Origin of the sequence: Rhodococcus sp. MEB064, assembly GCF_000834565.1 — a bacterium.
Classification (GTDB): domain Bacteria; phylum Actinomycetota; class Actinomycetes; order Mycobacteriales; family Mycobacteriaceae; genus Rhodococcoides.
Map to the genome: position 1 here is coordinate 42,023 of NZ_JXQS01000015.1, position 23,368 is coordinate 65,390.

Sequence of the window (23,368 nt, forward strand, 5' to 3'; positions counted from 1 at the left end):
GGTGTTCCCATCGGGGGGAACGACTCTTTACCTCACGCCACCCGACACGAAGCCCGCGACGCGCCGGGTGACACGAGGAAGACCCTCCATCCGTGAGGGTCCGAAGGGAACAGGACCGGACCATGGCGACTGCACGAGACGGCCGAAGCGGCACCTACCCGGCACAACAGGCATACGGCGCAGCCTTCACGACGGCATTCACACCCGGATCGGGACCGCGGGCGGAGTACTCGCCCCACCTGGCCGCCCCCGGCCGACCGTCGGATGAGAACTACTACTCCCCCGATGACGAGATGGACGCCGACGAGGACCTCGGCGAACTCGAACGCCGGTACGAGTGGATCGTCGGGCTGATGTCGTCCTTCACTGACGAGCGCCTGGTGCGCTGGATCATCGCCTTCTTCACCGCGTCCATGGGTGTCTGCGCGACGCTCGAGATCCTGTACGGCTTCGGCGCGACGAACCCGATCGCCCTGGGCGTGCAGATCGGGTCCGCCGTCTTCGCCTTCACCGCAGCACTGTGGTGGACCGTGACGTCGTGGCCACGGCTGCGCACCGCGTTCGGCTTCGTCATCCTGTCCGACCTGGGCATAGCGGCGGCGAACATGAGCGCGAACATGCCGCCCGCCTACGCCGTCGGCAAGACCGCGTTCTTCGTGGTGCTCGGCCTGTTCGCCGGCGTCTTCCTGGACCGCTGGATGCTGCTCACCCACATCGGGCTCACCGGCACCCTGGTCACGGCCATCATCGGCTACAACCTGCTGTTCCAGGACGTCCCGCCGCTCGGCGCGCTGGTCGTGTGGGCACCGGTGATGTCGCTCATCGTGGCCCTCCCCGCCTTGCTGTACACCTTCGTGCGCGCCGTGCGGCTCGACCAGTCCTGACGCTCTACTCGTCGATGCTCGACATGTCGCCGTAGCGCGCACCGGTGACGGCGGAGGCCGGCACGGCCGATTCCAGCTCGTCCAGGATCTTCTGTGTGACGGCGACATCGAGCGCCGCGACGTTCTCCTCGAGGTATTTCACCCGCTTCGTACCGGGGATCGGTGCGACGTCGTCGCCCTGCGCCAGCACCCACGCCAACGCCAGCTGGCCGGGAGTGCAGTCCAACCCGTCGGCGATCGCACGGATCCGGCCGACCAGTTCGAGATTCGACTTCAGCGCCTCACCCTGGAAACGGGGGAAGTAGGCGGTGCGACGCGAGTCCTGTCCCGCCAGCTCCGACTCGTGCGAAATCGCACCGGTCAGCAGTCCGCGTCCGAGCGGCGAGTACGGCACCAGGCCGATTCCCAGCTCGCGCAGCGTCGGCAACACGGTCTCCTCGAGGTCACGCGTGAACAGCGAGTACTCGGTCTGCACCGCGGTGATCGGATGCACGGTGTGCGCGCGTCGGATCGTGGCGGCCGACGCCTCGGACATACCGAGATGACGGACCTTGCCGGCCTGGACGAGCTCGGCCATCGCGCCGACGGTGTCCTCGATCGGAACCGACTTGTCGACGCGGTGCTGGTAGTAGAGGTCGATGTGGTCGACGCCGAGCCGTGACAGCGACGCGTCGCAGGCAGCGCGCACGTACTCGGGGGTGCCGTTGATGCCGAGGCGCGTGCCGTCGGCGAGCCGCTCGTTGCCGAACTTGGTCGCCAGAACCACCTGGTCACGACGGTCGCGGATCGCCTCGCCGACCAGTTCCTCGTTGACGAACGGCCCGTACATGTCGGCCGTGTCGAGGAAGGTGACGCCGAGGTCGAGGGCGCGGTGGATGGTGGCGATGCCGGACGCGCGATCGGTGTCGCCGTAGAACTCGGACATGCCCATGCAGCCGAGTCCCAGTGCGGACACGGTGAGCGGTGACTGTGTGCCGAGCGTGCGTGAAGTGAGGGTCATGCCTCCACTCAACGTGCTGGAGTGCGCTCCAGGTCAAGTCTGCCGACGTAGAGGGCTATCTTGTCGTCGATCGCCCGCAGGTGGCCGGACACTTCCTCCAGCTGCGCCAGCACCCGCTCGCGATGAGCGCGCAGCGCATCGAGTCGCTCCTGCTGCGTGCCCTCACCCTGACGGACCAGCTCGGCGTAGTGCCGCACCTCGGCGATCGACATCCCCGTCGCACGGAGGCGGGTGATGAGCACGATCCACGTGACGTCCTCGTCGTCGTAGCGACGCTGGCCGGTGGACGAGCGCGGCACCGGGCGCAGCAGCAGGCCGTCGCGCTCGTAGTACCGCAACGTGTCGATGCTCAGCCCGGTCTGCGCGGACGCCTCCGCGATGCTGTGGCTCACCCGATCAGCGTAGCCATCACCGGAAGACGGGGAACTTCCGTTTGGTCGCCAGCGCATCCATGCCGGACTGGATGGAAGCCCGCACCTCCTCGTACTTCGCCTCCACGTACGCGTCGTCGTCGACGAGTGCAAGATCGTGGTCGACCTCCACCGGCGGCATGAAGCGGGTGCGGATCTTGGCGGGCAGCGGGATCTGCGGCAGCGCCGCCGGAGCGATGATCCACGGCAACGACACGGCGATGGGGAACACCTTGAGCCGGGCGATCTTGTCGAGCCTCAACGCCTTCGACAGGCGGTCTCCGCGCACGAGTACCGGCATGGCGTCGGCACCCCCGACGGTGGCGATGGGAACGATCGGCACCCCGGTCCTGATGGCGAGTTTGATGAAGCCGGTCCGCCCACCGAGCGTGGCGACGTCGCGTTCGCTCCACGGCCGCAGCGAGTCGACTTCACCGCCCGGCCACACGATGACATCGCGGCCCGCTGCCAGGGCCGTCGACATGGAGTCGGGTGCGGCCGGCAGAACGCCCATCGAGCGGAAGACCTTGCCGATGACGGGAAAGGCCATCAGCGCGTCGTGGGCAGTGCCGTGCAGGGTGCGGCTCGGCCCGAACCGACGCCACCACTGCGCCCCGACCGTCCATGCGTCCCACACGAACGGGGCTCCGCTGTGCACGCCGACGAGCAGGACGGGCGGCGGCGGGATGGTCTCCCACCCGTCGATTTCCATTCGGAAGTACTTGTCGACCAACGGGTTCCAGAACTTCTCCTGCCGACGCATCGAGTCGACATCCTGATCGGTGAGGTCCCAGTCGCCCGCGCGTGACGCGACGATGCCGCCGAGGCCACCCTCGGCGTCCTCGCGCTTGTCCTTCATCTTCATCCGCGCGGCAGCCGCGACGCGTTCGGCTTGGTCCTGCAGTTCCGGATCCCGGCGATCGGTGTGATGGGGGCCACTCATGCATCGCAACTTACTGCACGGTCAGAAGCGCTGTACCCCGGTTGTACACAGGCCGTGACGAATCAGCACATCCGTCCCTGTAGCAGTAGTTCGTGTGCACCCTGCGCACGCCTCACCGCGTCGAGGTCCGCCGCACGACGCGCCACTGCGGCGTCGCCACCGCATCTCCGCCCAGCACGGCGCGCGCGGCACTGCGCCCCTGCTCGTACAGCGACTGCGCCACGGTGGTCAGGCCGGCGCCCGCGGCATCCTCCGTGTCGTCCCACCCGACGATCGCGATGTCGCCGGGCACGACGAGCCCGTCCTCGTGCACCACCTCGAGTGCTCCGAGTGCCACCTCGTCGCTCATCGCGAGCACGGCGTCGGCACGCAGGGCACGGCCGTGGTCCTGCATCGCCCGCACACCCTCGGCGCGAAAACTGCCGGTGCCGAACGCCACGGGGACGTCGGCCCAGTCGAGACCCGCCGCGATGACCGCTGCCCGGTATCCGCGGAGCCGGTTCCGGGTCACCGGGAACTCGACCCCCTCGGGATCGGGTCCGTACTCGAGCCGGCGCTCGCGGTGCTTGTCCGACGGGAAGGCCGACACCAGGGGTCGCCGGGCTCCGGTCAGGGCGACGCGGGCTATCGCCTCCGCGGCCGCGACGTCGTCGATGCTGATCAACGTGGTGCCGGGGTGCTGTGGGCCGCCCTGGACGCAGACCGGTCGTCCCGTGGAGACGGCGACGTCCAGCAGCGGGTCGCCGGTCACGGTCGTCCAGAAGACATAGCCGTCGACGGCAGCGTCGCGCACGCGGTCGGCGTCGGCATCGACGGACCGATTGGGGAGCAGGACGAGTCCGGTGTCGGTGTCGAGGCAGGCGTCAGCGACTCCCGACAGGAACCGGCGTGCCTGGGGATCGTCGAACGCGTACGTCAACTTCTCGGTCAGGACGACGGCGAGGTTGTTGGTGCGCCCGCTGCGCAGTGACTGTGCACCTCGGTGCGGGCCGGTGTAACCGAGGCGTTCGGCCGCGGCGAAGACCTTGCCGCGGGTCTCCTCCGAGACTCGGTCCGGGCGGCCGTAGGCGTAGGAGACGCTCATGACCGAGACGCCGGCAGCGGCCGCGACGTCGGCCATGGTGACGCGTGTGTGCTGGGTCATCACCGACGACTCTATCGTGATATCGACGAGGTGTGTATCGTTACACACCATGTCCACGGAACGCGCGAACACCCCTGCCCTGCTGGTCCTGGGGGCCACCGCGTTCATCTACGTCACGGCCGAGACCCTGCCCGTGGGCCTGCTCCCCGAGATGTCGGCCGACCTCGGCGTCGGCGAATCGGCCATCGGCCTGCTGCTCACCTTCTACGCCTACGCGGTCGCCGTCATCACGCTCCCGCTGATGGCTGCCGTGACGACGTGGGACCGTCGGAAGGTCGTCGTCATCACCGCGGCCGCACTCGCCGTTTCCCAGCTGGTGTCCGCGGTGTCGGTCGGATATCCGATGCTCGTCGGAGCGCGGTTGATCTGCGCCGCCACCCACGGCGTGTTCTGGGCCGTCGTGGCACCCGTCGCGGCGTCGCTCGCCGCCCCGGGGAAACGCGCGAAGGCCATCGCCCTCGTCTACGCCGGAACCTCGCTCGCCCTGGTCGCGGGCAACCCGCTCACCGCGGCACTGGGTCAGTGGACGCACTGGCGCATCGCCGCCGCCACGCTCGGACTGGTCGCGCTGGCGATCACGATCGCCCTGACGCGCCTGCTCCCCCCGCTGCCCGTTCCGGCGCCGACCGCCGCGCCGCGTCGACGTGCGCGCGTGAGTCCCGTGTTGGCCCTGCTGTGCGGCATCACGTTCCTCGCCGCGCTGGGGCACTTCGCCGGCTACACGTACTTCGCGCTGATCGTCGCGGACGGCATCGGCACATCCGGCGTCGTGCTGTCGACCATGTTGTTCGTCTACGGGCTGGCCGGAGTCGCCGGAATCTGGCTGATCGGGCGCACCTACGACCGGGGACCGTGGGTGTCGACCATCGTCGTGCTCGGATCGGTGACGGCCGCACTGGTCGGGCTCGTACTCGCCCTCTCGACGGGATCGGCCGTCCTCGCGATCGTGTGCGTCGCACTGTGGGGCATGGCCTTCACGACCATCCCGGTCTGCATCCAGTCGGCGGTGCTGCACTCGGCACCCGCCGGGGCTGCAGCCGACCGGGCGTCCGCCGTCTACGTCGTCACGTTCCAGGTCGCCATCGCGACCGGCGCCCTCGTGGGCGGCGGGATCGTCGACGCCTCCTCCATCACGGTGGTGCTGATCGTCGCCGCGGCGTCGATGCTCGCGGCCCTGATCGGAGTGCTGCTCGGACGCTCCGCGTTCACCGCGCCGAGCGAGGACCGCGTCAGCGAGCCTGCGACCGCATCCGCTCCCTGACCTCGCGCCAGGTCCGGGGCGAGATCCCCGCGTCGCGACGAGTCTTGCGGCGGGCCACCAGCACACCCGTCGCCGCGATCGCCCAGACCGCGTACTGCGTGAGCCACGCGACCCGGAACGCGTCGAAGGTGTACCCGCCCATCGCGTTCAGGATGGCGCCCATGGCCTGCATCACCAGCAGCGATGCGAGGAATCCGCCGATGTTCACCATCCCCTGCGCGGTGCCCAGGGCGACCGACGGGTTGAACGTCCGCGCGTAATCGAACCCGATCGCGGACCCGGGGCCGCCCACCGAGATCACGACCACGAGGACGAACAGCAACCATGTCGGCGCCGGGCCCGGCAATGCCAGCACGATGCCCCACATCAGGGCGTTGCTCGCCATGATCGCCAGCACCATCCACGACCGACGCATCGGATACCGACCCGTGAGGATGCCGACGACGATGCCCGACACGATCGCCGACACCACCGACGTCGTCAGCAACGCGCCCACCACCGACGACGACACACCCTGAGCCGACGTCAGGTACGGAACTCCCCACATCAGCGCGAACACCGTGATGGAGAACTGGGTGCCCATGTGCGAGAAGAACCCGAGGCGGGTTCCGGGCCTCGACCAGACGACACCGATGCCGCGCACGGTTTCCCGGAACGTCGACGCCTGCTGCGCCGGACCGGACTCGACACCCGTATCGGGCGAGTTCGACACCGCCACGAACGCCGCGACCGCCACCAGGACGCCGGTCGCGGCAGCGGCGCCGTACGCCGCGGACCAGCCTGCTCCGTGCAGCAACGTCAGGAACGGCACCGCGGACAGCACCTGCCCGATCTGCCCCAGGATGCCCGTCAGCTGCGAGAGCAACGGAACCCGACGCGGAGCGAACCACTTGGGCACCAGACGCAGAACCGAGATGAACGTCAAGGCATCGCCCACGCCCACGACGGCGCGCGCCGCGACGGCGAGCGGCAGCGACTCGGTGAACGCCAACACCAACTGGCCCGACGCCATCACCATCGCACCCGTGACGATCATCGCCCGAGGACCCACTCGATCCAGCAGCACTCCCGCCGGGATCTGCATCCCCGCGTAGACGACCACCTGCAGCACCACGAACGACGACAACACCGACGGGCCGGCCGCATAACGATCCGCCGCATCCAGGCCCGAGACGCCGAACGATGTGCGGTGCAGGACTCCGATCACGTACGCGAGGACACCGGTACCCCAGACGATCCACGCGCGCATGGTGCCCAGTCTCCCGGGTAGAGTCCGGGCGTATGACAGATGGTCCGGCCACACCACACAATCCCGGCCGGCCTCCGGCCTTCCCGCTTCCGCTTCCCATCCTGGTTCTCAACGGCCCCAACCTGAACACGTTGGGTACACGCCAGCCCGAGGTGTACGGCCACGAGAGCATCGACGACGTCGTGGAGCTGTGCCGCGCCACTGCCGAACGGCACGGGCGCACCGTGCGCGCCGAACAGTCCAACCACGAAGGCGCGTTGATCGACTGGATCCACGAGGCGCGCGGGACGGCGTCGGGAATCGTCATCAACCCCGGCGGCCTCACCCATACATCGGTGGCCCTGCGCGACGCCCTGGTCATCCCCGAGATTCCCGTCGTCGAGGTGCACATCTCGAACATCCACGCCCGCGAGGAGTTCCGGCACCACAGCTTCGTCTCGCCCGTCGCGGTCGCGGTGATCGCCGGGTGCGGCATCCGCGGGTACGGCTACGCCGTCGACGAGATCTGCGCGCGCTCATGACCGAACCGACACGGCATCCCGTCACCGAGTACGCCCTCGGGTCCCAGCCGCCGGCAGGCGAAGGATTCGAGACGGCCTGGCCGATCCGCGCCGGCGACGTCGACACGGCCAATCGTCTGCGGTACGACTCGGTCGCCCGCTACCTCCAGGACATCGGCTCCGACAATCTCGACGCGTCGGGGTTGGGCGAGACGGATCCCTTCTGGATCGTGCGCCGCACCGTCATCGACGTGATCCGACCGTCCGTGTGGCCGGAACGGATCTCGTTGCGCCGCTGGTGCTCCGGCTTGTCGACGCGGTGGTCGAACATGCGTGTCGACATCACCGGGGACAAGGGCGCGGACATCCGCACCGAGGGATTCTGGATCAGCATCTCCTCGACGTCCGGCATGCCCACCAGAATCTCCGACGAGGGCCTGACGCTGCTGACCCGCACCGCCGAGGAGACACGGCTCAAGTGGAAGCAGTGGCTGCGCGACCCCGCGCCCGAAGAGTCTCCGACGGACGTCTTCTTCCCGCTGCGCATCACCGACATCGACGCGTTCAACCACGTCAACAATGCCGCGTACTGGCAGGCCGTCGAGGAAGTGCTGGCTCGGGCGGAGTCGTCGACACCCGGTGAGATCACGGGCGGACCGCACCGCGCCGTCATCGAGTACCTCTCCCCCATCATGGCGCCGGACCACGTGACGCTGCGGTGGCGTCGTCACCTGGTGGACGGTGCCGAAGCCGTGACGGTGTGGTTCATGGTCGACGGCGCGGTGCGGACCATCGCCCGCGTGGTGGGTGGCGTTTCTGCTCCTCTCGCCGACTGATTCGGCGGGATCCCGTTCGCAGGCGGCGCGAGGGGAGCAAAGAAACCCGCGGTAGTCAGCGCTGCCAGGGCAGTTCGTCGAGCCAGCTCAGCACCATCTCCTCGTAGGCGATGCCGAAGTCGAGGGTGGCTGCGGCGAACGGATCGTCGAGCGCGGCGTCCTTCTGCTCGCGATACCGGCGCAGGTTCTCCTCGTGGGCTTTCCGGTGCGCCGCCACCGCCTCCCCGAGCAGCGACGCCGGCACGTGCTCGCCGAACGAGATCATCAGCAGCAACGGATGACGAATGACCTCGGGCTCGGGCAGCACCGAGATCCAGCGGGCGAACGCGGCCCGGCCTGCCTCGGTGATGCGGTACGGCTTGCGGTCGCGGGCCTCGGTCTCGAGTTCCTCGACCAGCCCGGCTGCCGCCAGGTTCGACAGTTCGCGGTAGACCTGCGATCGCGTGACGGACCAGAACCCTCCGATGCAGAGTTCTGCGGTGGCCACGAGGTCCCATCCCGACATCGGGCCCTTGTGCAGGAATCCCAGCAGCGACGCCGCGGTCGCGTTCGTCTCTGCCATGGCCACATCGTCGCACATCTTGACAGTCCACAGTGGACGGTGCACGCTGAGGCAGGACAGTCCACAGTGGACTGTCACCTGACGAATCGAGTGATCGATGACCGCACCGCAGACGCACGAGCAGGCACTCGCAGTCCTCACCGCCGCGGTGGGGGACGGTCACCTCACGCTGGCCGAGTTCGATCGCCGTTCCGAGGCCGTCGTCGCCGCACGCACCGCCGAGGAACTGGACGCCACCGTCCGCGATCTCCCGCGACCCTCACCCGTTCCGCGTCCCGCCCGCGCGGGACTGGCGGCGTCGTGGCTGACATGGGCGGCGGTCGTCGCGCTGTGCAGCGTGATCTACGTGATGACCTGCGTCGCCTCGGGATCGATGCTGTACCCGTGGCCGATCTGGGTGGCCGGGCCGTGGGGCATGGTGCTGCTCGTGCACAGCATCGCCGCGGCGACAACGGGTCTGGGCACCTTCAGTTGCGCCGCCGCAACCTCACGGGCTGTCCGTCCTTGGGAAAAGGCAGCGAGGTGAAGTCGATCGGCGTCTGCCGATCGGACGGCACCGTCCACGTGTAGTTCCGCAGCAGATGATGCACGACCATCGTGATCTCGATGGCCGAGAAGAACTGGCCGAGACACGTGTGGACGCCGCCGCCGAACGGCTGCCACGCGTACTTGTGCGGGAGTGCCCGGCCGTCGAACCGGGTGGGGTCGAACGTCTCCGGGTCCGTCCAGAGCGCCGCGTCGTGATGGGAGTAGTGCGGGGTGGCCACGACCATGACGTCGGCCGGAACATGGTGGCCGCCGATCACGGTGTCGCGCACCGTCCATCGCGCCATCGTGGGTAGCGGCGCCAACATGCGCAGCGATTCCTTCATGACGCAGTCGAGCGCCGTCAACGACGCTCTGACCTCCGGCGACGAGATGTCCGATCCCACTGCGAGAGACTGCCTGCGACACTCGTCCTGCCACTGCGGCGATCGTCCCAACTGGTCGATCATCGTCGAGATCGTGGATGTCGACGTGTCGTGTGCCGCCATGAGCAGGAAGATCATGTGGTCGATGATCGCGTCGTCGGAGAAGCGCTCCCCGTTCTCGTTCTCGAGGTGCGCGAGGACGGTGAACAAGTCGTGCCCGTCGCCGCGTCGACGCTCCGGCAGGTAGTCGCGGAGGAAGGCTTCGAGGTACCGACGGCCGACGAGACCGCGTCGCCAACGACCACCCGGAACGTTGACGCGCACGATCGAGGTCGCCGCCTGCACGCAGTCGACGAACGCGGCATTGACGGCGTCCAGACGGGTGTCGTCGTCACGCACTCCGCCCATGAAGACCTCGGTGGCCAGCCCCAGAGTCAACGACTTCACCGCCGGATACACCGGGAACGCGTCGGCCGGTTCCCACGCGCGGACACGCTTCTCGATCAGCGGTTCCATCGTCGACGCGTACGACGCCAGCCGTTCCTTGGTGAACGCCTGCTGCAGCAGCCGCCGGTTCTGCCGGTGCTCGCCGAGGTCCATCAGCATCAACCCGTTGTCGAAGAACGGTCCGATGAGCGGCCGCCACCCCAGCGCGTTGCTGAAGGCCTTGTCACGGTTGGTGAGGATCTCCTCGCATCCGTCCGCACCGAGCACGAGCACCACGCGCCGCCCGGCCATCGTGTGCCACGAGACGCGGCCGTACTTACGCTCCTGGCTCCGCCAGAGTGCGAGCGGATCCCGGATGTACTCCATCGACCGGCCCACGTACGGGATCCCCCCGCCGCCCATGACGGGCCGCAGGTGGGTGCCGGCGGGCGGGGTGGCGAGAGCGCGAGCCATGAGGCCTCCTCGTATCTGACAGGGCGTCCTGTCAGATGTAGTCTGCGTCACACGAGCCGCCGCGTCAAGACCTGACAGACTGGCCGTATGACGGACCCCGCACGCAGGACCTACGGCGGGATGGACGCCACCGACCGCGTCGAGCGACGGCGCGCGGCACTGCTCGAGGCGGGTCTGGACCTGATGGCGTCGACCGGAACGGAGAAGACCACGATGACCGCGGTCTGCTCGGCGGCCGGCCTCACCGAGCGCTACTTCTACGAGAGCTTCAAGACCAAGGCCGACCTGTTCGTCGCCGTCCTCGACGGTGTCGCCGCCGAGGTCAGACACGCTGCGCTGTATGCGGTCACCACCACGGACGGCGACATCACCGACCGTGTGCACGCAGCCCTGACCGCGGTCGTGTCGATCCTGGTGGACGACCCGAGGAAGGGCCGAGTCGCCTTCGTCGAGTCGATGGCGTCACCGACGCTGCGCGCCCGACGTCAGTCGACGATCGACGCGGTGGCGGACGTCGTCCTCGAGCAGTCGCACGAACTGTGGGCCGACCGGGCGCCCTCCCCACCGCAGGACAGGCTGATGGCGCTGATGTTCATCGGCGCGTGCTCCGAGCTCGTGTCCGCCCTCCTGCAGGGCCACGTCGCCGCAACGCCCGAGGACATCGTCGACGCGGCAGCGCAGCTCTTCGTCACCGGAATGCTGCGCCCGACCAGCTGACTCAGAGATGCCCCTTCAGAAGCAGGTTCCAGTAGGCGACGGGAAGGCCGTAGCGGTCACCGGCCCAGGACAGCAGGCGCGGCTTCAGCGGATCGAGGAACGACGGCAGCGACGACGTCACCTCGCCGGTCCGGTCGAACTCGGCGGCGATCAAGGAACGCGCACGCACCGGGATCGGCGCCACCGTGTAACCGTCGTACTCGCCGAAGGTGCCGCCGTTCCGCGATGCCAGCACGTTGTCGACCATGATCGACACCTGTTGTCGTAGTCCGCCGCCCGACGGATCGGTGTCGATGGCCGCGCCGTCCCCCACTGCCCACACGCTGTCGTGAACGCGATGCCGGAACGTCCGGGAATCGATGTTCACCAGGCCGTGCGCCGCGGTGAAGTCCGGGCCGCAGTTCTCGAGCCACTTCGGTCCCCGATACGGCGGGACGAGATGGAGCATGTCGTACGAGATCGACTCCGCACCGGCGGGACCGGTGACCGTCAGCGAGCGGTCCCCGGGATCGAGCGCGGTGACGGCGGTGTCGTGAAGGACGCGCACGTCGAGTTCGCGCAGACGTACCTCGAGTCGCTCGTCGAGCGCCGGAACGTCGACGAGTCCGCGCCGATCGACCACCAGCGTGATCGACGGTGATCGCCCGGTCTTCTGCCAGTGCGCCGCGGCGAGGAACAACGGCTTCAGGGTGGTGCCCGTGCAACTGACCGGCGCGCGCGGAACCGTGAAGACGGCGTGCCCGTCGGCGGGCATCGTCTGCACCAGATGCCATGTGCGCGTTGCTTCGTCGAGGTAGTTGCTGGCCACCGACGCCGTGGCCAGGGCAGCATCGATTCCCGGCAGGGCGTCGTGGTCCGGCACCAGGCCGGGCCCCAGGACGAGGTCCCGGTAGCCCACCTCGGTTCCCGACGCGCAGCGGACCGTGCGGTTCACCGGGTCGATGGACACGACGGAGTCCTGGATCCACCGGCACCCCTTGGGCGTCACGCTGCGCTGTGACCGCTGTGCGCTGCGGAGCGACGCCTGTCCGCCGCCGACGTAGGACAGCAGCGGGCGGTAGGTGTGCACGGTCTGCGGTTCGATCACGGTGACGTCGTCGATTCCCTTGTTCAGGAACCGGGCCGCGGCGCTGATCCCGGCGTTGCCGCCGCCGATGACGACGATGTCTCGCTGGGGTGTCATGGGGTCTCCTCGTCGTTCGGGTGTCACCACGACAGGTCCGGCTGCGCCGGCCCGATCGTGACGTCGACGTCGTCGAGCTCGACGATGCCGAAAAGAGTTGTCAGTACGTCGTTCTCGGGTTCGTTCAACAAGGATGACCATCGGCGCGCACGGCGGACGCCGCGCCAGGACCACCACGTGACCGACGCGTCGAGACGCGCGATACGGGCGCAGGCGGGGCCGTTCGCCGGCGTCGCACTCTCCAGTCGGCGCAGCGCGTCGGCACCGAAGACGACTCGGCCGTGTACCTCGAGTCCGAATCGGCTGCGACGCACGTCGTCCTCGGTCGGGCGTCCCGGCGCGATGCGGGAGTCGTCCAGACCCCACTGCGCGAGAAGGTCGTCGGCATCCGTGCCGTCGATCCATACCGTCACATCGCCGTGCGCCAGAATCGATCCCACCGTTGCCAGCAGCGACGCCGCGCTGTGCCCGTCGGCGTGGACGACGGCCGTGACGTCCGGGACGGCGTAGCGCACGCCGTGTGTCCGAGCCACAGGATCGGTGACGAGCGGCAGCAGCGACAGAGCCTCGGCGTTCTTGTGCTGCCTGCGCTCGGCCGTGGCGCGGCCGGCCCAGTCGGGACCGTCGTGCCAGGCAACGGCGTCCGGCACGTGGGCCAACACCGCACCGGCCAGGAATGCGCGGTTCGCCAGCTCCCAGTCCTCCCCGCCGTAGCGGGTGAACGACTCGTCGAATCCGCCGATCTCGTCGAAGAACGCTGCTGTGCAACACATCACGGCGCTGATGATGTGGCGGTACGACCGGTAGTCGGCGTCGAGCAGGTTCCGTGATCCCCGGTATGCGTCGACCAACCACCCGGGCTCGTCGAGAACGTCGTCCCCCGGGCCGGGGAGATGGCCCAGCGCAGTCAGGTCCGCGTGCCGACGCCTGCCGACGGTCACCGCGTCGGGGATCAGCGAGGGCAGTCGCACCAGGGCCTCGATGTATCCGGGTTCCGGGATCGTATCGGCGTCGAGAAAGCACAGGATGTCTCCCGACGCGGCCCGAGCACCCAGGTTGCGCGCCGCGGCGGCGCGGAACCCGTCGTCCTCCTGCCGCACGACGCGAATGTTCAGCGGCGATTCGATCACCGGCGGCGTCCGGGATCCGTCGTCGGCGACGATCACCTCCGTCACCGCCGTCGTCTGCTGCTCGAGCGCGGTCAGCAGCATCGACAGTTGCTCGGGTTGCTCGTAGTACGGCACCACCACACTCACCGTGCGGGGCGGTGCACCGTCGTTCGCCACGAGGTCCCAGCGATTGCCCGGTACGGCGTACGTCCCGTCGACGGACAGCGCGTGCGCCGTCATCGTCCACCGGTCGATGTGCGGTACAGGTCCACGTGCGCGGCGCCGACCTCGAGAAGCGTCGGATGTGCGACGACGCCGTCCTCGATCCACGTCGACGAGGGATCCAGCGATGCGCGCTGCAGAGCCCCGGCCAGGTCGTCCTCGTCGTACACCGTGACCGTTCCCGGCGACCTGCGTGCGAACTCCCGGGTATACGGACCGGCCACGACCAGCGGCCGACGGCCGTGCTCGATCCAGGTGTTGATCGATCCGGACGCGGACATGTGGCGGTGGTGCGCCACCGGCACCGTCACCCGGCTCAGCACGTCGGGCAGATCCACGTCGTCGATGTAACCGGTGACCTGCAGCCCAATACCGCGGTCGGCCGCGGCCTTCTCGAGGTCGGTGACCAGGTCGTCGTGACCGGGCGAGGGAGTGCCCAGAGCCACCATCCGTGCGCCGGCCGGCACTGCGTCGAGCACCTCGGCATGGCCCTTGCCCGGGTACAGGAATCCCAAGACGCCGACCGACACGTCGTCGGACACCGAGCGCACGCCGGTTCCCGTCGCCACCGGCAGCGGAATCACCGCCACCGGTGCTGCCGCAGCGATTCCTGCGGCAGCCAGTAGCGCACGTTCGTGCTCGCTGCTGACGATCGCGGTGTCGCAGCACCCGAGCACCCGCGAGTAGCAGTCGATCCGGGCCTGCGCGGATCGCCCGTCCGACGGCTGCGGCAGGTCGTGCAGCGTGACCACGAACGCGGCACCCGCCGCGTGCACCCGCGCTGCGACGTTCTCGACGACGTCCGCCGCTTTTCCTGCAGGGGATCCGAACAGGCGATCCGTGACGTGCAGGTGCACGACGTCGGCGTCGGGCAGCTGCGTGTCCTGCTCGGCCGTCTCGACGCGCACCAGCGCGGTGTCGAGACCGGCGGCCGACACTCCCTCCCTTATCCGCAGGGCGAACTGCACGACACCGTGGCGATCCGGACCCACCACGAGGTTGGTCACCGCGGTCATCGAACCGCTCCGGGAAAAAGCAGGTCGAGGGTGTCGGCATGACGGGTCAGCGCCGCGTCGACGAACACCGGGTGCTCCTCGTACCACTGCAACTGCTGTCGTTCGATCTCCTCCGCGGCGACGGTCTCGCCGCCGATGGTCCAGTCCGGACGCGGCGGGACACCCAGGGACAACGCCTCGACGGCATCTGCCTCCAGCGGTGTGTGCACCGAGTCGAGCAGCACCCGCCCGGGATCGGTCGGCGCAGCATCCACTCCGGCTGCGCCGAGCACACGCGTCGCAAGCTCGAGAAGCACGGGGTTACCGGGGTGGTTGATCGTGTGGGCGGCCTCGGCGCCATGGCGCGTCACGACGTCGGAGATCGCGACATCGCAGTCCCGGCGCTCACGTCGCGCGAGTTCGGAGATGCTCGCCTCCGCGTTGGCGAGAACGGCGCCGGGCGGCACCTCCGCGTCCGTCATGCCGACGTGAGCAGCAAGAACTGTCCTGAGGTCGTGGTACGGAGCGCCGGCCGGGGTGGCCGAGGGGTCGCTGGGATGTCGGACGATGACCTGGAACGGGTACAGGCCGCTGTACCGGAAGACCGGCCAGCGGACCACCCGAGCCCCGTCCGGCAGCAGCCCGGCGACCTGCGATGTCCCGATCGGCAGGTCCCGGTAGTCGTCCCGCACCGGCTGCGCCAGAAGCACCGAGGCCCGGCCGGCCAACTCCGTGAGGTGCACCAGATCCGCGGACTCCAGCTCGTGGACCGGCGGCATCCGCACGGTGCGGAACGGCACGTCCGGCACGGTGTCGAGCATGACCCGCAGGGCTTCTGCCTGGCAGTTCCCGAGAACGAGCCACAGCGGCAGGTCGGTGGGCACCGGATCGAGCCCGTAGAACTCGCCGTAGTGGCGAGTGCGGCCGTCCGGCTGCCGAGCGTGTGACGTGGACATACCAGCGTCTACCCGAACGGTGAGTCGGCGAAGCGGCACGAGGGCCCCGGGCGGAGGAGACCTGCACGACACCGGCGTTTGTGTCGGGCCCCCCCGGGGCATCCTTATCGCGTCGAGGTCAAGAAGGCGGCCTGTCACCACTTGTGCATACGTGCCGCCCGTGTCATCCGACGGTGAGTGCGTCTGCCCGCTCCCGAGAGGAAGACCCGAGCCGTGATCGCCGTCGCTTCCATCCCTGCTGCGCACCCGTACGTCGTCGGAATCACCCCCACCGGCGACGACATCGTCCTTCTCGAGGACCCCCGACCGCTCGAGGCGACGACCGCCGGCCAGTGGTGGCCCCCACGATTCCTCGAGCCCGATTATCTGCGGGCCCACATCGATGAGATCGACGTGGTGCACCTGCACTTCGGGTTCGACGCAGCCACACCGGACCGCCTGACAGACGTCGTGTCCGTCCTGCACGAGTCGGCGACGCCGCTCGTGCTGACGGTGCACGACCTGCACAACCCGCACTTCCCCGACTACGCCATGCACCGCGCCCAGCTCGACGTGCTGATCCATGCCGCCGACATCGTGATCACGCTGACCGACCGGGCCGCCCGTGAGATCGAGCGTCTGTGGGGACGGTCGGCACAGGTGATCCCGCACCCGCACGTCGCGCCGCTGGACGTCATCGCCGCCGTCGACCGGAGCGAGCGCACCGACCCGCGTGTCGTGGCCGTGCATGCGAAGTCGCTGCGCGCCAACATGGACCCCGAAGCAGTCATGCCCGCTGTGGTGGCGGCCGCTGCGGCTCACGACGCCGTCGTGCGGTTGGACATCGACGACGACGTCTTCGATCACCGAAGCCACTGGTATGCGCCGGAACGTGGCGAGCGTCTGTTGGCCTTCCGCGATCATCCCGACGTCGACGTGCGGGTCCATCGCCGCTTCACCGACGCCGAACTGTGGCAGTACTTCTCCGAGATCGACGTGTCGGTCCTCCCGTACCGCTTCGGTACGCATTCGGGCTGGATGGAAGCGTGCCGCGATCTCGGGGTCGTCCCCGTGGTTCCCGACAGCGGGCACTTCGCCGACCAGTTCCCGTGCCCGACCTATGTCTTCGGTCCGGACCTGCTCGATCCGTCGACGCTCGAAGCCGCGGTGGGCGAGGCCGTCCGGACCCGCCCGGACGTCAGCGGACTCGCCGACTACCGCCGGCACCAGCAGTCTGCGATCGCGGCCGAGCACGCTGCGATCTATCGCCGTCTCGCCTCCCCCCTGGCCTCCGGACATTGGGACGGAGTGGTGCTCGCGTGACGCACCAGCCCTCCGACCGTCCCTTACGGATCGCTCTCCTGGGTTCGTCCAGATTCCCTATCGCACAGCCGTTCGCCGGAGGTCTCGAGGCGCACGTGTGGCATCTTGCGCACGCGTTGACCGAGCGTGGTCACGACGTGACGCTGTTCGGGGCCGAAGGCACGTCCACGGATGTCGCGCGCGACGTCATCGAGGTGCACACCTTCCGCATGAGTCCCCACGCCCGGACCGAACACATGGGTCCGTCGTGGGTGGTGCACGAGCACCATGCGTACCTGTCGGTGATGCTCGAACTGGCCGGGCCACTGGGTGATTCGTTCGACATCATCCACAACCACAGCCTGCATTACCTCCCCATCGCGATGTCGTCGATGGTGCCTGTCCCGATGCTCACGACCCTGCACACGCCACCCCTCGCCTGGCTCGAGTCCGCCGCCGCGGTACCGCTGAACCCCGACACCGGATATGCCGCGGTCAGCGAGTACACCGCGGAGCAGTGGTACCCCGTTGCCGGACGGATACCCGTCGTGCCGAACGGCATCGCTCTCGACCGGTGGCCGGTGGGATCCGGGAGCGGCGGTTACGCCGTCTGGACCGGCCGACTGGTGCCCGAGAAGGGCGTCGACCTCGCGATCGACGCGGCGCGCCGCGCGGGATACCACCTGCGCATCGCCGGTCCGGCGTCCGACGAGGACTACTTCCGCACCGCCGTCGAGCCGCGCCTGGGCAACGGGGTGACCTACGAGGGCCACCTCGTGCAGAAGGAACTCGCCGACCTCGTCGGCGGCGCCTCGGTGGCGTTGGTGACACCGCAGTGGGACGAGCCGTACGGACTCGTCGTCGCCGAAGCCCTGGCCTGCGGCACCCCCGTCGCCGCCTTCGAGCGCGGCGGCATCCCCGAGATCCTCGACGAGACCTGCGGCCGCATGGTGCCCGCGGACGACATCGACGCTCTCGCACACGCTATCGACGCCGCTGCGGCTCTCCCGCGATCCGCGGCGCGGGCACGCGCCGAGCTGGTGTGCTCGGACATCCGGATGGTCGACAGCTACCTCGACCTCTATCGCAGCGTGCTCGACGCGTCGAGCAAATCCACACGCGTACCGGTGTGATCGGGTACTACGTCCACCACCACGGAGTCGGTCACCTGACCCGAGCGCGGTCGGTCGCGAAGCACCTGTCCGGGCCCGTGGCGGTGCTGTCGTCCCGTCCGCGCCCGGCCGACATCAACCCGTTCGCCGACTGGATCGACCTGCCGATGGACACCGGCGACGACGCGTCGGATCCGACTGCGGGCGGGGTGCTGCACTGGGCGCCCACCCGCGTGCCGGGCATGACGTCCCGCATGGCCGCGGTGGCGGAGTGGGTCGGCACCCATCGTCCTGCCGCCATGGTCGTCGACGTCTCCGTCGAGGTGTCGATGTTCGTGCGGCTCATGGGAATTCCCGTCGTCGTGTTCGCGATGCCCGGAGAGCGCACCGATGCACCGCACCTCATGGCCTACCGCATCGCCGATCGCATCGTCGCTCCGTGGTCGGACACGGTCTACCGCCCCGACTGGCTCGCCGACGTCGACGAGAAGACGACCTACACGGGGTCCATCAGCCGGCACGCCGACCGCACCGACGGGGCGACGACACGTGACGACGCATCGGTGGCCGTCCTGGCCGGCGCCGGCGGTTCGCAGGTCACCACCGACTACCTCGATCTGGTCGGGAACCACACCCCCGAGCTGTCGTGGCGCGGCATCGGCATTCCCGGAACGCCGTGGGTCGACGACGTGTGGCCGCTGCTGACAGCGGCCGGGGTCGTGGTCACCCATGCCGGGCAGAACGCCGTCGCCGACGTGGCGGCATCGGGCGCACCGACCGTGGTGATCGCCGAGAACCGCCCGTACGGTGAGCAACTCGCCACGGCGCGCGCTCTCGGGCAGGCCGGTCTCGCCGTGGCGCTCGACGCCTGGCCGGCTCCCGACGAGTGGCCCGACATCATGGGCCGGGTGCGCTCGATGTCCGGCGACATCCGGGCAGCGACGCGGATCGACGGCGCTGCCGCCCGTGCCGCAGCGGCCGTCGACGAGGTTCTGGCATGACGCTGGCCGTCATCACGATCGTCTCCGGGCGGGCAGAGCACCTGGCCGCGCAGCGCCGCGGACTCGCGCTGAGTTCTCGACCGGCCGATGCGCACGTCGTGGTCTCGATGGGCGATCCGTCGGTGGTCGACGCGACCGTGACCGTTCCACGGACCGGCCGGCCTCTCCCCCTCGCTCGAGCACGCAACACCGGCGCCCGGCTGGCCATCGACGCGGGCGCCGATGTGCTGGTGTTCCTGGACGTCGACTGCATACCGGGGCCGGACCTCATCGGTCTCTACGCCGAGCACGCACGGGACGGCGCCGTGCTCTGCGGACCCGTGACCTACCTGCCTGACGCCAGCGTTCGACCCGACGCGTTGGGCCCGTGGACCGATCCGCATGCAGCCCGGCCCGATCCGGCACCGGGACACGTCGAGCGCGGCACGAACTGGGATCTGTTCTGGTCACTGTCGTTCGCCGTCACCGCGACCACGTGGACCACCCTCGGCGGCCTCTGCGAGGAGTACTCCGGCTACGGCGGCGAGGACACCGACTTCGGCCGAGTCGCCGAACGGTCCGGCCACGACCTGCTGTGGATCGGCGGCGCCCACGCCTACCACCAGTGGCATCCGGTGTCGTCCCCACCGGTCGAACACCTCGACGACATCGTGACCAACGCCGCCGTCTTCCACCGCCGCTGGGGGCACTGGCCGATGCTGGGCTGGCTGACCGCCTTCCGCGAGCGCGGACTCCTCGACTGGACACCCGAAGGTTCTACGATCGGACGATGCCCGACACCCGCACCCTGATCCTGATGCGCCACGGCAAGTCCTCGTACCCCGACGGGGTGGACGACCACGACCGACCGCTCGACGAGCGTGGGCGTCGTCAAGCGGCGGCGGCGGGCGACTGGATCCGGGCGACCGTGGGCACCGTCGACGCCGTCATCTGCTCGACGGCCACCCGCACACGTCAGACCTTCGAGCGGACCGGTGTCACGGCGGACGTGCGGTTCGAGAGCTCGCTGTACGGCGGGTCACCCGACGACATCCTCGGTGAGATCACCACCGCGGACGCGTCGGCAAAGATCGTGCTGGTGGTCGGGCACGCACCCGGAATCCCCTTCACCGCACTGGAACTCGCGGACGATGTGGATTCCGAGGCGGGCCGCTGGATCAGGTCGGGTTTCCCCACGTCGGCGATGGCCGTCCTCGAGACGACCGGCGACTGGACGGACCTCGGCCGCGGCGGTGCGCGCCTGACTCACGCACTCCGCGTCGACTGATCCTTCTCGACCACCGCGCGGTTGCGGGCACTCTCGGAGCGTCCGAGGGCCTTCACCTCGGCGTCCATCTTCGGGAGGATGCGGGGAACGTGGCGCAGCGTCGTGTACTCGCCGAGGCGCGTCGTCAGGACGGACCGCGCCCAGCCGATACCGCCGACGATGCCGGGAACGTAGACGCGGCGTGACCGCTTCTCGATCGCGCGGACGAACGCGTCGACACACGCCTCGACCGGCAGCGTCTTGCCCAGTGGCCAGGGCAGGACCGCGAGGAGATCCTGGAACGCGGACAGGTCGGACTTGGCGTCCTGCACCAACGGGGTGTCGATCCACGCCATGTGTGCGGAGCCGACGTCGACTCCCTGGTACTTCACCTCGAGTCGCAACGCGTTGGCGAAGTGCTCGGCTCCCGCCTTGCTCGCGTTGTACGAGGCGAGTCCGGGGCAGGCGGTGAAGGCGGCGAGCGAGGACACGACGAGCACGTATCCTTTGCGCTCGATCAGCGACGGCAGCGCTGCCCGGACGGTGTGGAAGACGCCGGTCGTGTTGATGTCGATGACGCGCTTGAAGGTCTCGGGATCGACGTTCAGCACCGATCCGTAGCTCGAGATGCCGGCGTTGGCGAGCACGACGTCGATGCCGCCGAAGCGCTCGATGCCGGTGTCCACCGCGTGCTGCATCTGTGCGAGATCACGAACGTCGGCGCGGACGCCGACAGCGACGTCCCCGAGGTCTGCGACCAGCGCAGCGAGGGGGGCCTCGTCGACATCGGTCAGCACCAGCCGCGCACCCTTGGCGGCGAGTGCCCGTGCGGTCGCCTCACCGATACCGCGTCCTGCGCCGGTGATGAGTACGACCTTGTTGCCGATGCTGACCATGAGAAGTCCTCCTGTGACGAGTTGTGCGGGTCACAGTACCTGTTACTCCGGTTTGCACCTAAGAATGTCGGATCAGAGGACCGTACCTGTCCGCTATCCGCGGCAAGGTACTCCTCATCACCCGCACACACCGCCAGGAGCAGTCATGACCGCAACGCTGACCATGGAGATCCAACTCGTCATGCTTCCCGTCGCCGACGTCGACAGGGCGAAAGCGTTCTACACCGGCATCGGCTTCGTCGCCGACCACGACGCGAGCCCGTTCCCTGACATGCGCTACGTGCAGCTGACCCCACCGGGCTCCGCGTGCTCGATCGCGATCGGGAAGAACATCACGACAGCAGTTCCCGGTTCCGTCGAGGGGATGCTCGTCGTCGTGCAGGACGCGGAGGCCGCGCGGGAGATGTTGCTGGCAGCCGGGGTCGAGGCCACCCCCGTGAAGGACGAGGGGTGGGGTCTGTTCACCTACTTCGCCGACCCGGACGGCAACAGGTGGTCGGTGCAGCAGTTGCCTGTGGGCTGAGCAAGGGTCCGGGCGGGCCCGATGGTGGGTCCGCCCAACCTTCTCTCGAGGGCCGCTCCCGGGCGATTCGCCGGATTAGGCTGCGCCGAGTCGGCAGGCATGCCGGTCGGACGGGGGCGACAGTGACGGAGACCGAGAATCGGACCGAGCGCGGTACGGCGGCGACGCGAGCACCGCGGTGGCGCACGATCGGGGCGCGGCGCGACTCCCTCACCCTCCCGTACGGGTGGGGACCCGCGATCGTGCTGGTGCTGGTCTCCCTCGTCGACCGCATCGAGTTCAGCCTGGTCGCCGCCGTGCTGCCGCAGCTGCAGGCGGAGTTCGGGTTCGGCGACACGGCGGCCGGTTCCATCCCCACCGCGGCCGCCGTCGCCGCGGGCCTCCTCGCGATGCCGGCCGCGTACCTCGCCGATCGGCACGACCGCGGCCGCATCATCACCGTCGTCGTGTTCCTGTGGGCCCTGGCCACCGTCGGATCGGCCCTCGCACCGACCTTCGCGATCTTCTACCTCGTGCGCATGGGCCTGGCCGCCGCCGAGGCCATCGACAACCCGGCCAGCGCCAGCATGCTCGCCGACTTCCACCCGCCGGCGACCCGCCCGACGGCCTTCGGCTGGTGGCGCACCGCGGCCTACCTCGGCGGCGCCGGGATCGTGCTGGGTGGCGTGCTCGCCGAGTGGCTGGGGTGGCGCGGCGCCTTCCTCGTCATGGCGATTCCCGGTGTGGTGGTCGCCGTCCTGATGTCGCGGGTGCGGGAGCCCGAGCGCGGCTACGCCGACAGACTGGCCGCGGGCAGCGCGGACACGCCTGCGCCGGAGGCCACCACCGACCCGATGCCGGTCCAACTCCGCCGCGTCGCACCGATCCGGACGCTGTGGTTCACCGGCGGCGCTCTCACCGTCATGAGTCTCGCGGTCGGCGGCCTGACGTTCTGGGTGCCCAGCCTGCTGCAACGTCGCTTCGGCCTGGGCGAGGCAGCCGCCGCCTCCGCGGGCGGTGGACTGGCGCTCGTCGGCATCGTAGGCGGCACCCTCGTGGGCTCCCTGCTCACCCGACGCACTCCGATCGCGACGCCGTCGCAGTGGCGAGTCCTGGTCGGCGGCTCGGGGATCCTGCTGGGTACCGCCGCCATGGCGGGGGCGTTGGCCTCCGAGAGCTGGCTGCCCTTCACCGTGCTGCTCACCGTGTTCGGCTTCTTCACCGCCTGGGCGATCCCCACGCTCACCTCGTGCGTCGCCGACGTGCTCGCCCCGCGCGACCGCGGACTGGGTTACGGACTGCTGCAGATCGCCGCGACCGTGGGCGGCGCCGTCGGACCGCTCCTCGTCGGCGCGGTGTCCGACGCGTACGGCTCCCTCACCACCGGCATGGTCCCGCTGCTGCCCCTGCTGCTGATCGGGGGCGTGCTCGCCCTCTGCGCCTACCCGTACGTGTCGCCGGACGCGCAGCGGGTGCTGGACGGCGTGGCCTGACGCGCCCCTGCCCGCCCCCTCGTGTTCGCCCGTCTGTCAGGGCGGCGCGATAGCG

Annotated in this window: 25 protein-coding genes; 13 read left to right on the forward strand and 12 right to left on the reverse strand. The window is 69.3% G+C overall.

What is annotated here, in order from left to right; translation table 11 throughout:
* Positions 1 to 122: 122 nt before the first annotated feature.
* Complete coding sequence (locus RU01_RS08000) at positions 123 to 884, forward strand: hypothetical protein (protein WP_052493172.1); 762 nt, start codon at positions 123 to 125, stop codon at positions 882 to 884.
* 4 nt (positions 885 to 888) lie between these two features.
* On the opposite strand, the gene RU01_RS08005 is transcribed toward RU01_RS08000, so the two are convergent.
* The 4 genes from RU01_RS08005 to RU01_RS08020 form a co-directional block, all read right to left on the reverse strand.
* Positions 889 to 1,884 (reverse strand): aldo/keto reductase, encoded by a 996-nt coding sequence (locus tag RU01_RS08005; RefSeq protein ID WP_042574012.1) that lies wholly within the window; start codon positions 1,882 to 1,884, stop codon positions 889 to 891.
* An 8-nt stretch (positions 1,885 to 1,892) separates the two neighbouring features.
* On the reverse strand, positions 1,893 to 2,276 hold the full coding sequence (locus tag RU01_RS08010; protein ID WP_042574013.1) for a MerR family transcriptional regulator: 384 nt from the start codon (positions 2,274 to 2,276) through the stop codon (positions 1,893 to 1,895).
* A 16-nt stretch (positions 2,277 to 2,292) separates the two neighbouring features.
* Complete coding sequence (locus RU01_RS08015) at positions 2,293 to 3,237, reverse strand: lysophospholipid acyltransferase family protein (protein WP_042574014.1); 945 nt, start codon at positions 3,235 to 3,237, stop codon at positions 2,293 to 2,295.
* Positions 3,238 to 3,349: 112 nt separating this feature from the next.
* Entirely contained in the window at positions 3,350 to 4,381 is a 1,032-nt protein-coding gene (locus tag RU01_RS08020; RefSeq protein WP_156148832.1) for a substrate-binding domain-containing protein, read from the reverse strand.
* 49 nt (positions 4,382 to 4,430) lie between these two features.
* On the opposite strand from RU01_RS08020, the gene RU01_RS08025 reads away from it, so the two are divergent.
* Positions 4,431 to 5,642 (forward strand): MFS transporter, encoded by a 1,212-nt coding sequence (locus RU01_RS08025; protein ID WP_042574015.1) that lies wholly within the window; start codon positions 4,431 to 4,433, stop codon positions 5,640 to 5,642.
* Here RU01_RS08025 and RU01_RS08030 read toward each other — a convergent pair.
* Positions 5,611 to 6,891 carry an MFS transporter gene (locus RU01_RS08030; protein WP_042574016.1) on the reverse strand — a complete coding sequence of 427 codons (1,281 nt, stop codon included), beginning with the start codon at positions 6,889 to 6,891 and terminating at the stop codon, positions 5,611 to 5,613. The two genes, RU01_RS08025 and RU01_RS08030, sit on opposite strands and share 32 nt — an antisense overlap.
* A 32-nt stretch (positions 6,892 to 6,923) precedes the next feature.
* Here RU01_RS08030 and aroQ point away from each other — a divergent pair, with 32 nt between their 5' ends.
* Positions 6,924 to 7,412: a type II 3-dehydroquinate dehydratase gene (gene aroQ, locus RU01_RS08035; protein ID WP_042574017.1), complete on the forward strand. Its 489-nt coding sequence runs from the start codon at positions 6,924 to 6,926 to the stop codon at positions 7,410 to 7,412.
* Positions 7,409 to 8,227 carry an acyl-[acyl-carrier-protein] thioesterase gene (locus RU01_RS08040; RefSeq protein ID WP_042574018.1) on the forward strand — a complete coding sequence of 273 codons (819 nt, stop codon included), beginning with the start codon at positions 7,409 to 7,411 and terminating at the stop codon, positions 8,225 to 8,227. The genes aroQ and RU01_RS08040 overlap by 4 nt, the downstream gene beginning before the upstream one ends.
* Before the next feature lie 55 nt (positions 8,228 to 8,282).
* On the opposite strand, the gene RU01_RS08045 is transcribed toward RU01_RS08040, so the two are convergent.
* Positions 8,283 to 8,789 carry a PadR family transcriptional regulator gene (locus RU01_RS08045; protein WP_231568640.1) on the reverse strand — a complete coding sequence of 169 codons (507 nt, stop codon included), beginning with the start codon at positions 8,787 to 8,789 and terminating at the stop codon, positions 8,283 to 8,285.
* Positions 8,790 to 8,886: 97 nt separating this feature from the next.
* Between RU01_RS08045 and RU01_RS08050 the strand changes: the two genes are divergently transcribed.
* Positions 8,887 to 9,315, forward strand: coding sequence for a DUF1707 SHOCT-like domain-containing protein (locus RU01_RS08050; RefSeq protein ID WP_052493173.1), 429 nt, complete (start codon positions 8,887 to 8,889; stop codon positions 9,313 to 9,315).
* Here RU01_RS08050 and RU01_RS08055 read toward each other — a convergent pair.
* On the reverse strand, positions 9,257 to 10,600 hold the full coding sequence (locus RU01_RS08055; protein ID WP_042574019.1) for a cytochrome P450: 1,344 nt from the start codon (positions 10,598 to 10,600) through the stop codon (positions 9,257 to 9,259). The two genes, RU01_RS08050 and RU01_RS08055, sit on opposite strands and share 59 nt — an antisense overlap.
* A gap of 87 nt (positions 10,601 to 10,687) precedes the next feature.
* Here RU01_RS08055 and RU01_RS08060 point away from each other — a divergent pair, with 87 nt between their 5' ends.
* Positions 10,688 to 11,317: a TetR/AcrR family transcriptional regulator gene (locus RU01_RS08060; RefSeq protein ID WP_042574020.1), complete on the forward strand. Its 630-nt coding sequence runs from the start codon at positions 10,688 to 10,690 to the stop codon at positions 11,315 to 11,317.
* A 1-nt stretch (position 11,318) separates the two neighbouring features.
* On the opposite strand, the gene RU01_RS08065 is transcribed toward RU01_RS08060, so the two are convergent.
* The 4 genes from RU01_RS08065 to RU01_RS08080 are packed head-to-tail and all read right to left on the reverse strand — an operon-like array spanning position 11,319 to position 15,782.
* A complete protein-coding gene (locus RU01_RS08065; protein WP_042574112.1) occupies positions 11,319 to 12,500 on the reverse strand; it encodes an NAD(P)/FAD-dependent oxidoreductase in 1,182 nt (393 codons plus the stop codon).
* A 23-nt stretch (positions 12,501 to 12,523) separates the two neighbouring features.
* On the reverse strand, positions 12,524 to 13,849 hold the full coding sequence (locus tag RU01_RS08070; protein ID WP_042574021.1) for a glycosyltransferase: 1,326 nt from the start codon (positions 13,847 to 13,849) through the stop codon (positions 12,524 to 12,526).
* Entirely contained in the window at positions 13,846 to 14,847 is a 1,002-nt protein-coding gene (locus tag RU01_RS08075) for a glycosyltransferase (protein ID WP_042574022.1), read from the reverse strand. The genes RU01_RS08070 and RU01_RS08075 overlap by 4 nt, the downstream gene beginning before the upstream one ends.
* On the reverse strand, positions 14,844 to 15,782 hold the full coding sequence (locus tag RU01_RS08080) for a WcbI family polysaccharide biosynthesis putative acetyltransferase (protein WP_042574023.1): 939 nt from the start codon (positions 15,780 to 15,782) through the stop codon (positions 14,844 to 14,846). The genes RU01_RS08075 and RU01_RS08080 overlap by 4 nt, the downstream gene beginning before the upstream one ends.
* Before the next feature lie 213 nt (positions 15,783 to 15,995).
* Here RU01_RS08080 and RU01_RS08085 point away from each other — a divergent pair, with 213 nt between their 5' ends.
* From RU01_RS08085 to RU01_RS08105, 5 genes are read left to right on the forward strand one after another with little or no spacing between them, the layout of a single operon-like run.
* On the forward strand, positions 15,996 to 17,084 hold the full coding sequence (locus RU01_RS08085) for a glycosyltransferase (RefSeq protein WP_052493174.1): 1,089 nt from the start codon (positions 15,996 to 15,998) through the stop codon (positions 17,082 to 17,084).
* Entirely contained in the window at positions 17,081 to 18,196 is a 1,116-nt protein-coding gene (locus RU01_RS08090) for a glycosyltransferase (protein ID WP_042574024.1), read from the forward strand. Before RU01_RS08085 ends, RU01_RS08090 begins: the two co-directional genes overlap by 4 nt.
* Positions 18,193 to 19,176 (forward strand): glycosyltransferase, encoded by a 984-nt coding sequence (locus RU01_RS08095; RefSeq protein ID WP_042574025.1) that lies wholly within the window; start codon positions 18,193 to 18,195, stop codon positions 19,174 to 19,176. The genes RU01_RS08090 and RU01_RS08095 overlap by 4 nt, the downstream gene beginning before the upstream one ends.
* The gene (locus tag RU01_RS08100; RefSeq protein WP_042574026.1) at positions 19,173 to 19,967 is read left to right on the forward strand and encodes a glycosyltransferase family 2 protein; all 795 of its coding nucleotides are present in this window, start codon (positions 19,173 to 19,175) and stop codon (positions 19,965 to 19,967) included. The genes RU01_RS08095 and RU01_RS08100 overlap by 4 nt, the downstream gene beginning before the upstream one ends.
* Entirely contained in the window at positions 19,946 to 20,443 is a 498-nt protein-coding gene (locus RU01_RS08105) for a SixA phosphatase family protein (RefSeq protein ID WP_042574027.1), read from the forward strand. Before RU01_RS08100 ends, RU01_RS08105 begins: the two co-directional genes overlap by 22 nt.
* Here the strand turns inward: RU01_RS08105 and RU01_RS08110 are convergent.
* Positions 20,422 to 21,318 (reverse strand): SDR family oxidoreductase, encoded by an 897-nt coding sequence (locus RU01_RS08110; protein WP_042574028.1) that lies wholly within the window; start codon positions 21,316 to 21,318, stop codon positions 20,422 to 20,424. The two genes, RU01_RS08105 and RU01_RS08110, sit on opposite strands and share 22 nt — an antisense overlap.
* Positions 21,319 to 21,463: 145 nt before the next feature.
* On the opposite strand from RU01_RS08110, the gene RU01_RS08115 reads away from it, so the two are divergent.
* Positions 21,464 to 21,841: a VOC family protein gene (locus RU01_RS08115; RefSeq protein WP_042574029.1), complete on the forward strand. Its 378-nt coding sequence runs from the start codon at positions 21,464 to 21,466 to the stop codon at positions 21,839 to 21,841.
* Positions 21,842 to 21,963: 122 nt separating this feature from the next.
* A complete protein-coding gene (locus RU01_RS08120) occupies positions 21,964 to 23,313 on the forward strand; it encodes an MFS transporter (RefSeq protein WP_042574030.1) in 1,350 nt (449 codons plus the stop codon).
* Positions 23,314 to 23,368 lie beyond the last annotated feature (55 nt).